We start from the raw sequence: 11,759 nt of genomic DNA on the forward strand, positions 1-11,759 counted from the left end.
GGGGCCACCATTTAGTTTCTTTGCCGGTCAACGCCGGGCAAGGTCGAAAGCCTCAAGTCGCTGTGTGATCAGTGCTTGGGGCTTTTTGTTTGCGGCTGCTCATGATGCTAGGGTTGGGCCAGCAAGCCGAGGGCCCGGTATGGGGCTGCCATGGGCGGCGGTAAGTGGGGTGGGTAACTCAGTTGTTCGAGTGGCATACACTTCGATACCCTGAGGCCTCTGATGGCGAGAATGCCCCCATAATGGGAAAGTGGGCAATGGCCAATTAACGCATTGAGCGAAGGGGGATAGGCATGAGGAGTGTTGGAGCTGCGGATCCCGCTTGCCATTCGGCCGCGCCGTGCCTGATGAGGGCCTGGCAGGCGCATCAGCACGCATTGTTGGCGTGGTTGTATAAACATACCGACGATGATGGGCTGGCTGAAGATCTGCTTCATGAAGTGTTCCTGCGTGCCATGGGAAAAAACCGGGGATTTTGCGAGATCGACAATGCCAAGGCCTGGCTGTTTCGGGTGGCCAATAACCTGGTGATTGACCAGTCACGCCGGCGCAGCCTTGTTCCTCTCGATGACCTGGATTTTGAGTCGGAGCAAGCCGAGGCGGCGGTGGTCGACCGTCTGACTCAATGCCTGCCACGGGTGCTGGAGGAGCTGGCTCCGAAGGACAGTGATATTCTAAAAGCCTGCGATATCCATGGGATGACCCAGAAAGCCTACGCCGAGCGCCATGGTATGACGCTGGTGGCCACCAAGTCCCGTTTGCAGCGGGCGCGGCAGAAGCTGAAGCAGCAGTTGAGTCTGTCGTGCAAGGTGACACTCGATGAGTCTCACCGGGTTTGCTGTTTCACTCCCAGGGAAGCCAATAACTAAAAAATTTCTGCATCCTTTTTGCCCCGCCATCGTCTTTGTAACTAACGATGTGGTTTTTTGGGGGCGATGCCGTGATGACACTCTCTTTGATTGCTTACTTTTCTGCTGAAAAACGGCCGGTGGAGCAGTAAGCATGTTTCAGGTTTTCTCTGATCTTGCCAGTTGGCTGGTGTTCGATCTGCTGGGCTTGTCGGCCGACACCAAGCTCGGTGATGCCGTGCATTTCTTCGTGGAAGATGTGACCAAGATCTTCGCCCTGCTGCTGGTGATGATCTACCTGATTGCGATGATCCGCGCCTCGTTAGATGTGGAGCGAGTCAGAGACTTTTTGGCCGGTAAAAGCCGCGGATTGGGCTACATGCTGGGATCGCTGTTCGGGGCGATCACGCCCTTTTGCTCCTGTTCCAGTATTCCGGTTTTTCTTGGCTTCAGCTCGGCCGGGATCCCCCTGGGGATCACCATGGCTTTTCTCATCACTTCGCCATTGATCAATGAAGTGGCTGTCTTGCTGCTGATGGGGTTGCTGGGCTGGAAATTCACCCTGGTGTACATCCTGGTCGGCATGCTGGTCGGAATACTCGGCGGACTGTTCCTTGATGGGATCAAGGCTGAGCGCTGGTTACAGTCTTTTGCCGCCGAAGCGCTGAAACATGGCAGGGAGAGCCGGTTCCAGCGGAATGATCAGGAGAGAAAAACGCTGACTTTTGGCGATCGACACCAATTCGCAAAGCAAGAAACCATCGAGATTTTTGGCCGGGTATGGAAGTGGGTCATTGTCGGGGTCGGTCTTGGTGCGGCACTGCATGGTTTTGTGCCGGATGGCTGGATCGAGTCGCACCTTGGCGACGGTCAATGGTGGTCCGTCCCTGCTGCGGTGCTGCTGGGCATTCCGCTTTACTCAAACGCTACGGGGGTGATCCCGGTAATGGAAAGCCTGATTGTTAATGGGTTACCCATTGGCACCACACTGGCTTTCTGCATGAGTACCGTGGCGGCCAGCTTCCCTGAATTTATTCTGCTTAAGCAAGTCATGCAGTGGAAATTATTGGCCACTTTGTTTGCGGTTCTGCTGCTGGCTTTCACCCTGGTCGGCTGGACATTTAATCTCATTTCATTCGCAACGATATAAGGAAAACACGATGAAAACCGTAAAAGTCTTAGGCTCAGGCTGTGCCAACTGCCGCAATACCGCTGAGGTGATCCAGAGGGTTGCGGATGAGCTTAACGTCGAGATCGCGCTGGAGAAGGTGGAGGATATGGCGCAAATCATGGCTTACCAGGTGATGTCGACCCCGGCCGTCGTGATTGATGAGCATGTTGTCCACAAGGGGAGTGTGCCCAATCGTGATCTTGTTGCTGGGTGGTTTGGCTAAGGGGCATGCAGCTGAGGGGCAGTGGGTTGCGATGGGGCGGACTCACCTAGGCCGGCGCGTCCTTTGGCAACATGGTGCCACGGGAGGGCGTGCAGGCCTCTGCCGTGGGTATTCAAGGCTGGAAGCCCGAGGAGTTTGAAGCCAGAGGAGCTGGAAGCGCAGCGAGTGCTGACGAAGTCTAGGATTGACGGCCGCTGGATCGAACGCCTATTCTCGCATTATTGCCCAAATAATCAGTGCTTTACGCTACATGGATGTCAATCGGCGCTTCTACCAGATCAACGCGAACACCCTGGCAGAGTCCTACAACAGCTTGTCCTTTGAACGGGTTCATCATGCCTGGTCGGCATTCTGGCCCGAGCAGAGCCAAGGGGATCTGGCGGTGCTGGATGTTGGGGCCGGCAGTGGCAGAGATGCAAAGTGGTTGGCCGAACGCGGTGCCCAGGTCGTTGCGGTCGAGCCGGTGACTGAGTTGACGTCCATAGGAAGGGCATTGACTGACGGCCTGGCGGTGAACTGGCTGGATGACAGCCTGCCCGCCCTGAGTGCCACCCTCGAGCTGGGCATGCGTTTTGATCTGATCTTGCTGAGCGCGGTCTGGATGCATATCGCTCCCAGCCATCGTCACAGAGCGTTTCGCAAGCTTTCCAACTTACTGAAACCCGGTGGACGGCTGGTGATCACCCTGCGCCATGGCGGATTTTCCGATCCGCGCGTTTCCCATCCGGTAACGTCCGCTGAGCTTGAGACACTGGCCCGGCGCTATGGCCTCTCTGTGTCATTGGTCACCGGGGCCGATGGCGATGCCATGGGGCGGGGAGGGGTGCAGTGGCAAAGCGTTGTGCTGACTTTTCCCGATGATGGTAAAGGCAGTTTGGCGACGATCCGGCATGTGATCGTCAACGAGAGCAAATCTGCCACTTACAAGCTGGCACTGCTGCGCACCTTGCTGCGCATCGCGGACGCCCATCCTGGCTCAGTTCTGGATCGCAGCGACGGAAAGATCGCGCTGCCGTTGGGGTTGGTTGCGCTGTACTGGACACGGCAGTTTATGCGCCTGGTTAACCAGGGCGGATTGCATCAAAGCGCCAACGTGAATGCTGGCTTAGGTTTTGTCAAAACGGGGTGGGACGCTCTCCGTCGCACCCAGATTGGACCCGACGACCTGTCGGTTGGCGCTTTGCTTGGCCAGGAGGAGGGCGAGGCGCTGGTGGCGACCTTCCGTGATGTGCTGTCGACCATCAAGAATGGCCCGGTGACGTACACCTACCGGGGGGATCGCAGCAACCCACTGTTTGTGATGGAGCGAAACCGGGTTGGTGCCACAGGGGCGATCATGCTCGATCAGGCCTTCTTGGCGAGTTTTGGCCAGTTTGTCCTGGATGAATCCCTGTGGGATTGCTTGCGGATCTACAGCGGTTGGATTGAACCCCTGTTGATCCAGCAGTGGATCGCTGAAATGCGGCGTTATCAAGGTAATGTTGACCGGGAAGCGAATGGCGAGATCACTTTGGGGGACTATTACACCCACCTGGAGTGGATCGATCCTAAGCATGACACCTCAAAGATCCGGGCGCGGATCTCCGAGCTGTATCACGGAGGCTTTGAGCTGGCCAGCGTCTGGAGTGGGGCCAAGCTGGAGCCTAAGGCGACCCATATTGATCACTGCTTGCCTTTCGCACACTGGCCAAACAATGACAGCTGGAATCTCTTGCCAACGACGGCGAGGGAAAACAGATCCAAGTCCGATCGCTTGCCCACCTCCCAAAGGCTCAGGGATTCTCGCCAACGGATCCTGCACTGGTGGCGCTCTGCCCATGGAACTGCTGACACCAGTCACTGTTTTTTTATTCAGACACAGATGGCGTTACCCGGGTTACCGGTGGGATGTCGCGACTTCGAGGCTGTGTATGATGCCATGGGCCTGCAGATCGCGGGTCTTAAAAGCCGACTGATGTTGCCTGAATGGTGATGAAAGGGATTTAAACGGGGGTGTTGCTCGGCTCTGGAGGGCCCGGAGCTTAGACGTCTCGCCAGCGCGGCGGCTCCGGGGGCGACGTGGGTCGAGCATCGCTTGTTCGCTAAAGGCTGAATCGAAAGACATTTTCGGTTTGTCTCGTTGGCCTGGCCCGGCTCGCTTTCCTCGCTCCGCTCATTTCATCCGCTCTCCCCAAATCGCTCTCTTTCCCAACGCTTTACGCTGCTCCCTTCCCCAACTCTTTTCTTGGTTTACCGATACGCCCTGGTTCATCAATCTGTCGTTTGAATGTTTTAGCCGATGCTGAGGGGCGTGCAGATCACAGAATGGGATGATGGGTTTAACCGTTTTTTACTTGGGTCGCTTTGCGTTCTTGAGAGGGACATCATGAAATTGCATGTGCTTATGTATCTAACTATTTGAACTAGATTGGAAAAATTGTTGTTCGAACGAGGTATCGTAATGTCATGCTGGTCGGTCCTGGTGGGATCGGCTGTCCAAAATGGCCTTTATGGGTAAAACCCGCAGTTAAAGGGAGTTAATCATGTCTAAGTCAAACGCTTTTGACGATCTGCAGCAGAGCCGTCGTCGTTTTCTGAAAACCACTACCGGGGTCGCCGCGGCACTGGCGTTGCCAGGCCAGGCACTGGCGTCCGGGTTCGATGCGCCACTGGCGGCCTTTGCCGGTCAGTCCGACGATAAGCTGTGGAAGCAGGTGAAGCGCGAGTTCGCTCTGGATAAGCGCAGCACCTACATGAACATTGGTACCACGGGGTCCATGCCCAAGCGCGTTCTCAAGGAGTTCGAGAACAATAACACCATCGTTGCGCGCGATCCCTGGGCCCACGAAGGTCGCTTCGGCGGCTGGTCCAAGATCGGTAACATGATCGAGGCGGTAGCGCCGGGCTTTGGTGCCGATGCTCACGAGATCGTCCTGAGTCGCAACACCACCGACGGGATCTGCAGCCTGGTCGGCGGCATGCAATTCGAGCCGGGTGACGTGGTGCTGACCACCCATCATGAGCACATGGGTATGCTGTCGCCGCTGGATGTGGTACGTCAGCGCTACGATGTGGAGATCGTCAAGCTGGAGATCCCGGTGGATACCGGCGACAACAGCATTACCGAAGACGATTTTGTTCGTGTGTTTGAAGAGGCAGTGGCCGAGTACGGCAGCCGTGTTCGTCTGATCATCTTCTCCCACATCACCTACCTGACCGGCACCATGCTGCCGGCCAAGCGGATCTGTAAAGAGGTGGCGATCCCGAACCGGATCCCGACCCTGGTGGACGGTGCCCACACCATCGGTATGGTGAACCTGGACTTCCATGACATGGACTGTGACTTCTACGCTGGCTCCGGCCATAAGTGGCAGTGTGGTCCGGGTGCGACCGGGATCATGTACGTCCGTGATGAGGCCAAGCGCTTCAAGGAGTTCTGGTCCGATCGCCATGAGCCGCTGCTGATGGTGAACAGTTCCCGCTCCGAGTCCCCGCACCTGCCGTTGAACCAGCGTCTGCAGTACATCGGTAACGACCACTTCCCACTGAAGCAGGCGCTGACCGATGCGTGTCTGATGTGGGATGAGATCGGCCGTGACAAGATCGAAGCCCGCTGCTTTGAGCTGGGTGCCCGCTGCAAAGCCGGTCTGGCCGCGACTTTCTCCGACGCCAAGATCTACTCCCCGAACGTGGCAGGTCTGAACTGTGGCTTGACCACGGTCAACCCCTTCTACGATCAGACCGACATCGCCCTGCTGACCCAGTTCCGCGATCGCCTGCGCGAGGAGTACGGCTACATCATCCGTACCACCAGCTTCCGCATCCGTAAGGATGATGCGCTGCAGGTGCATGCACTGCGGATCTCCACCCATCTGTTCCACGATGAGCAGGATGTGGATGGCCTGATCGCCGCCATGTACGATCTGTATCTGCAGATGGCGTGATCCTTCCCAGGGGGCCTTTGTGGCCCCCTTTTGGTATTGCTATGAGACAAGTTTTCATTTTTCCCCTCTGCCTCTGGATGCTGCTGGCGCTGATCCCGGTCCAGGCCAGGGATCTTCCCGAGATCCAACAGGATGGGGTGTTACGTCATCTTGGGATCCCCTATGCGCACTTTGTTGCCAGCTACCAGACCTCCAACGGTGAGGTGCCGGAAGGGCTGGATGTGGCGCTGATGCGGGGGTTTGCCCGCCACCTTGGTGTGGAGTACCAGTATGTGCCCGCGACCTGGAACAGCGTGCTGGGCAAGTTGATCGGTCGGGAAGCCCGTGTGGTGGGCGAGGAGCCGGTCTTGGGGGATAAGATCCCCGTCGAGGGCGATCTGATCGCCAATGGCATGACCATCCTGCCGGGGCGGGAACAGCTGGTGGACTTCTCCCGGCCCTATTTTCCTTCTGCGGTGTGGCTGGTCGCCCGCAGTGACTCCTCCATGCAGCCCATCGAGCCCAGCGGTGACATCCTGGAGGATATCAAGCGGGTCAAGGCGATGATGGCCTATCGCACCGTGCTCGCCATGAAGTCATCCTGCCTGGATCCCCGGCTCTACCAGTTGGAGAATACCAACGCCGAGGTGGTGCTGCCCAAGCAGGAGCGTTTGCTCAACGAGATGGTGCCGGCGATCCTGAATCGGGATGCCGAGAGTACTCTGCTGGACGTGGCGGACACGCTGATCGCTCTGGAGAAGTGGCCCGGGGAGATCAAGGTGATCGGTCCCGTGTCCGAGATGCAGGAGATGGCGGTGGCCTTCCGGCCCGACTCGCCCCTGTTGCGGCAGGCGTTTGACCAGTATCTGGAGGGGATCCTGGCCGACGGCACCTTCTTCGAGCTGGCGGAGAAGTACTTCCCCACCGTGTTCTACTTCTTTCCCGAATTCTTCGAAAACCTTCGGTAGCGGGTTGTTATGTTGATCACTCGCCGAGCCATTTATCAGTTAGCCTGCCTGTTAGGTGGCACCCTGCTGATCAGCTACCTGATTTTGCTGCTTTTGGTCGCGTACGAGGGGCAGAGCCGCCTGCGGGCCCATCAGGACAACGAGTTGACGCTGCGAGTCAAAAGCTATGCTCGAGATCTGCAGTATTTCATCGACAACAGCGAAGCCCGCCTGAACAGCATTGCCGAGGACAAGGCGGTCTACACCTATTTCGCCAATCGGGCCCTGGGGATGTCCATGGCCTATGGGTTGGGGGCCAGCCAGCACAAGCTGACGAGCCTGCTGCGGGATAATCTGCAGGGGTATCTCAAGGAGGGAAACCCCGTATACAGCCGCCTGGCCGTGCTGGATGTTAACGGCCAGGTGATCGCCGATACCGCCCGGGGTGATGCCCGGCTCGGCCCTCTGCCGATGGAGGCGTTGTTTCCTTCCATGCCCCGCCGTTGCCTGATGATTGTCGATCGGGGAGGGGAGCTGATCTTTTATCAGCTGATCCCGGTGCATCGCCATGAGCAACAGCAGGCGATGCTGGTGGCCGAGTTGAGCCAGCCTCAGCTCCAGCAGCTTATCGCCAGCCAGGAGCATCAGGAGCAGGCCAGCCGGGTACAGTTGATGACGCCCCGGGGAGCCTTGCTGGCCTGGGACTCCTATCCGGTGATGGCCGATTACCAGCGGGATCACAGGATCAGCCAGGAGGTGCAGTTGAGCGACCGAGAGCTGGAGATCCAGGGCTGGTTTCAGCCCCTGAGTAACCGGGATCTCTTCACCTCCAACTGGTTTATTGCCGCCATCTCCCTGTTGGGGATCCCGGTGATCGCCGGTGGATTGGTGCTGCTGCGGATCAACAACAGCAATCTGGTGCTGGAAACCCGGATCAGCCTGTCGGCGCAGCAACAGCAGCGGCTGGCGCAACAGAACCAGCTGCTGCAACGGGAGGTGGAAAAGCGTCAGCGCTCCCAGCGTCAGCTGGCGTACCAGGCCAGTCACGATGTGTTGACCGGGCTGCCCAATCGCAAGGCGGGGCAGGATGCGCTGGAGCGAGCGATCCGGCAGGCCCGGTTGCGTGATCATCAGGTGCTGCTGATGTTTATCGATCTGGATAACTTCAAGCAGATCAACGATACCAAGGGGCACCACTATGGCGATGAGCTGCTGGTGCAAAGTGCCAGTCGGTTGCTTACCCTGGTGTCCGACAGCGATACCCTGGCCCGGTTTGGCGGGGATGAGTTCCTGATCATCCATGATGAGGTGGCCGATCGGGACGATGCACGGAGCCGGGCGGATGCCGTACTGCGGCTGTTTGATCAGCCCTTTTGTGTCGATGGTGAAACCTTCTACATCAGTACCAGCATCGGCATGGCTTTGTTCCCCGATGATGGCCAGGATGCCAAGGAGCTGATCCAGCGCTCCGATGCGGCGCTGTATCGGGTTAAGGAGAAGGGGCGCAACGGATTCAATTTCTACGATGCCACCATAGATCAGATGGCCCGCCGTCGTCTGAAGCTGGATGCCAAGTTACGGGCGGCCATTGAGCAGGAGAGGCTGGAGGTCCATTATCAGCCGATCCTGGCACTGGAGAGCCGACGCATTGTCGGGGCCGAGGCCCTGGTACGCTGGCAGGATCCTGAGCTTGGGCCCATCTCTCCGGCGGAGTTCGTGCCCCTGGCCGAGAGCAATGGCCTGATCCATAAACTCGGAGAGCAGGTGCTGGCTGCGGCCTGCCATCAGGCTGCCCGCTGGCAAGCGTTGGCGCCCCTGCAGCTCTCGGTGAATGTCTCCAGCGTGCAGTTTCATCAGGGAGAGCGCTTACTGGAGGAGATCCGCAGGGTATTGGCGTACAGCGCACTGCCTCCCCAGTGCCTGACCATCGAGGTTACGGAGAGTCTGTTGCTGGGTAATCATAAGGATCTGAACGGTCAGCTGCAGTCGCTGGCGGACAGCGGGATCAGCCTGGCCATCGATGACTTTGGCACAGGTTACTCGGCGCTGAGTTATCTGCAGGCCTTCCCGTTCGACAAGCTCAAGATCGATCGCAGCTTCCTGCGTCATCTGGATCGGGATCAGGCAGATCAGAGTCTGGTGCAGGCGATCCTGGCGATGGCCCAGGCACTGGGGCTGCAGGTGGTGGCCGAGGGGATCGAGGAGGCCTGGCAGGGGGAGTTTTTGATCCAGCATGGCTGTCAGTTTGGCCAGGGCTTCTACTACGGTCGGCCCGTTCCGGCGGAGGCGTTCGAAGCGATGTTGCGGGAAAATCTCGCCTTGAGTCCAGAGTGCCCTGCGACGGCCTCGAGCTGAGGCGAGGGGCAAAAGAAGAGGGGCGCAGTCGGCTTGAGTCGACTGCGCCCTTTATTGTTTGGGGGTGAGATCAGTCTGAGCGCTCACCAGCCCGGTGACGCATCTCCTCGGCCTTCTCCTTGATCTCCTGCAGATCGCGCACCATTTCGCTCCAGCCGTACCAGAGGGCGTAGTCCGGGTTGGCATGGAAGGCCCCCTGGAAGCCTCGCATGCGGTGCTTCAGGTGCATCTCAAACAGGGTTTGCTCGATGCTGGTGGGGGCGTCGTGGAAGGTGAGCAGATCCGGGAAGGCGTAGCTGTAGCCTTCGGGCTTGGCGAGGATCCCATCCTGATAGAGTCCGGCGATCTCGCGGATCGCCTGGGCCAGCAGGTGGTCGAGATCGCGGATCAGATCATCGGCTTTTTCCAGTTCGGCCTTGGCGAAATTCTCCGAGTGGCAGTCGCTGCACACCTTGATCATCTTATTGCGCTCTCGATCGAAGTCCTCCTTGGTCAGGCGGGCGACATCGGCGGCCTTGACCACATCGAGTCGTGGCGTCGGATTGCCTTCGGGATCCAGTACGCCCAGGGCCTGGAGTATGGTGATCTGATCGGCTTTCCACTGCTCGTCGTCTTCAGGCAGAGGCAGACGGACGGCGAGGAAGCCCCAGGCGGTCCTGACTTCATGATCGCCATCGACCATATGACAGGTCTGACAGGTCGGGGCCGGGGTGCCTTCGGGCAGGGTGCCGTTTTGCTTGAGCAGGTAGCGGACACCGTGTTTGGAGGAGGACCACATCTCCCACTGGGGGTGATCAAACCCCATGTGGCAGGTTTGGCAGGCCTGCGGCGCCCGGGCTTCCTTCACCGAGAAGGTGTGGCGGGTGTGGCAGGCATCGCAGGAGGCGTGGCCAAACTCGCTGCCGTCGGCCTTGAGCTGCTCTATGGTGGCTTCGTCTTTTAGGCCCAGCTTGTGGCAGCCGGTGCAGCCTTTCATCCCGGCATTGAGCGCCATGGGCAGGGCGTGGGTGGTGGGCATGGCCTGGACCGAAGCCCAGGAGAGGGCGTGTTTGCCCTTGCTGAACTGTTCGAGGCGCTCGGCGTGGCAGGCCCCACAGGTGTCGGCGGTGATGGTGGTGATCTTGTCGACGTCACTGGCTGAGCTGTGCTCGCTGCCGTGGCAGGTGTCGCAGCCCACCTCCATCTCATGGTGGCGACTCAGTTGCCAGTCCTTGACGATAAGGGGGGTGATCTTATCGTGACAGGCGACGCACTGTTCGTTAGCCAGGGCGGGCTTGGCCAAGATCAGCAGGGGGAATAGCAGGGTGAGGCTCAGGGCTTTCATCGGTTGCTCCCTGTCGTGTTGGGAATAGGTCGTTGGCAAAGCCTAGTCGCGATCCCTGCATTGAGCAGCGGAAGGCCGGATTAACGGATTGTCGGTTGATCTGGCGCATCCGGCTTGCGCCTCTATGGGCGGCATCACAACTCGATGTTCAAGATCTGATAGGCGGGAATTTCATAGGGGTGGGCGCGCTTGAGGGCACGGATGATGGGCTCTTTGAGCTCGGCGGCGAAGATCAGCTCCACCTTGTCCTCGGGCTCCTGATGCAGCTGGTCCGCTTCGCCCAGGTAGGGGGCGCTGCCGGGCAGGGGACGAAACTGTCCCATCCCCGCCGTGTACCAGCAACAGGAATCATAGTGCCCCAGCCGTCCGGCACCGGCGGCGAACAGGGCATCCAGCACCGCCTGACGGTGTGCCGTGGGGACGTAGAATTCGAGTTTCTTGAGCATGGTGTGATCCTATCTTGCTTGGCTGGAAGCATCGTGTCTTGTACGGCATCGGCGACACTCCAATCCGTTTCCTGCTCAAAACTTACACCGATTTTTCTCTTTGCAGGGCAAATCTGCCCTGACGTTACAGCTGAATTTAAAGTGGCATTGGAGTTTGAGTTGCCTTCGACCGAATAAAGCACTCTTGTGCGACGTCAAATTGACAGCAATGGGGTTTTGACGCTCGTTCAGGGCCCGAATATTCGGGGCTGGCTGGTGGCAGTGAGGTTCGAAGGTGCCTTTGAGTTAGTGATGTAAGCGTTTACCTCCTCCGACCAGTGAAAGGCGCTTTTCTGCTTCGGTCACGTCGTTTTTTATTGTTAGGCTTTGGGGCGAAATTGCCGCTAGTTGCCAGCAACATGCGGCCAACTTCAGGGAATGTGCAGATGTGCTCGAGTTGACTTGTTCCCTGAGCACATTGTTCAAAGCCGTTTGCCCACTCGCAGGGGCGCCATGTCCCGGCACCTTTGATCCCCACTGCATTCGCCAGAAGGAACTGAGGTT

Annotated in this window: 9 protein-coding genes; 7 read left to right on the plus strand and 2 right to left on the minus strand. The window is 58.4% G+C overall.

The window, feature by feature from the left end; genetic code table 11:
* Positions 1–293 precede the first annotated feature (293 nt).
* From AC2D8U_RS12990 to AC2D8U_RS13020, 7 genes are all read left to right on the plus strand, one after another.
* On the plus strand, positions 294–869 hold the full coding sequence (locus tag AC2D8U_RS12990) for a sigma-70 family RNA polymerase sigma factor (RefSeq protein ID WP_484619491.1): 576 nt from the start codon (positions 294–296) through the stop codon (positions 867–869).
* A gap of 133 nt (positions 870–1,002) precedes the next feature.
* Entirely contained in the window at positions 1,003–1,998 is a 996-nt protein-coding gene (locus tag AC2D8U_RS12995; protein WP_484619492.1) for a permease, read from the plus strand.
* 10 nt (positions 1,999–2,008) lie between these two features.
* Entirely contained in the window at positions 2,009–2,242 is a 234-nt protein-coding gene (locus AC2D8U_RS13000; RefSeq protein ID WP_484619493.1) for a thioredoxin family protein, read from the plus strand.
* Positions 2,243–2,492: 250 nt separating this feature from the next.
* The gene (locus tag AC2D8U_RS13005) at positions 2,493–4,214 is read left to right on the plus strand and encodes a class I SAM-dependent methyltransferase (RefSeq protein ID WP_484619494.1); all 1,722 of its coding nucleotides are present in this window, start codon (positions 2,493–2,495) and stop codon (positions 4,212–4,214) included.
* 550 nt (positions 4,215–4,764) lie between these two features.
* Entirely contained in the window at positions 4,765–6,165 is a 1,401-nt protein-coding gene (locus tag AC2D8U_RS13010; RefSeq protein ID WP_484619495.1) for an aminotransferase class V-fold PLP-dependent enzyme, read from the plus strand.
* 41 nt (positions 6,166–6,206) lie between these two features.
* The gene (locus tag AC2D8U_RS13015) at positions 6,207–7,112 is read left to right on the plus strand and encodes a transporter substrate-binding domain-containing protein (RefSeq protein WP_484619496.1); all 906 of its coding nucleotides are present in this window, start codon (positions 6,207–6,209) and stop codon (positions 7,110–7,112) included.
* Between the two features lie 9 nt (positions 7,113–7,121).
* Positions 7,122–9,446 carry a putative bifunctional diguanylate cyclase/phosphodiesterase gene (locus tag AC2D8U_RS13020; protein WP_484619497.1) on the plus strand — a complete coding sequence of 775 codons (2,325 nt, stop codon included), beginning with the start codon at positions 7,122–7,124 and terminating at the stop codon, positions 9,444–9,446.
* Positions 9,447–9,516: 70 nt separating this feature from the next.
* Here AC2D8U_RS13020 and AC2D8U_RS13025 read toward each other — a convergent pair whose 3' ends face one another.
* Positions 9,517–10,770: a multiheme c-type cytochrome gene (locus tag AC2D8U_RS13025; RefSeq protein WP_484619498.1), complete on the minus strand. Its 1,254-nt coding sequence runs from the start codon at positions 10,768–10,770 to the stop codon at positions 9,517–9,519.
* 134 nt (positions 10,771–10,904) lie between these two features.
* A complete protein-coding gene (locus AC2D8U_RS13030) occupies positions 10,905–11,216 on the minus strand; it encodes a hypothetical protein (protein ID WP_484619499.1) in 312 nt (103 codons plus the stop codon).
* Positions 11,217–11,759: the final 543 nt, after the last annotated feature.

It is taken from the genome of Ferrimonas sp. YIN67 (assembly GCF_057219095.1).

Coding starts and splice junctions, on each gene's coding strand:
- AC2D8U_RS13015 (WP_484619496.1), top strand. CDS start 6,207: ATGAGACAAGTTTTCATTTTTCCCCTCTGCCTCTGGATGCTGCTGGCG.
- AC2D8U_RS13025 (WP_484619498.1), bottom strand. CDS start 10,770: ATGAAAGCCCTGAGCCTCACCCTGCTATTCCCCCTGCTGATCTTGGCC.
- AC2D8U_RS13000 (WP_484619493.1), top strand. CDS start 2,009: ATGAAAACCGTAAAAGTCTTAGGCTCAGGCTGTGCCAACTGCCGCAAT.
- AC2D8U_RS12990 (WP_484619491.1), top strand. CDS start 294: ATGAGGAGTGTTGGAGCTGCGGATCCCGCTTGCCATTCGGCCGCGCCG.
- AC2D8U_RS13030 (WP_484619499.1), bottom strand. CDS start 11,216: ATGCTCAAGAAACTCGAATTCTACGTCCCCACGGCACACCGTCAGGCG.
- AC2D8U_RS13005 (WP_484619494.1), top strand. CDS start 2,493: ATGGATGTCAATCGGCGCTTCTACCAGATCAACGCGAACACCCTGGCA.
- AC2D8U_RS13020 (WP_484619497.1), top strand. CDS start 7,122: ATGTTGATCACTCGCCGAGCCATTTATCAGTTAGCCTGCCTGTTAGGT.
- AC2D8U_RS12995 (WP_484619492.1), top strand. CDS start 1,003: ATGTTTCAGGTTTTCTCTGATCTTGCCAGTTGGCTGGTGTTCGATCTG.
- AC2D8U_RS13010 (WP_484619495.1), top strand. CDS start 4,765: ATGTCTAAGTCAAACGCTTTTGACGATCTGCAGCAGAGCCGTCGTCGT.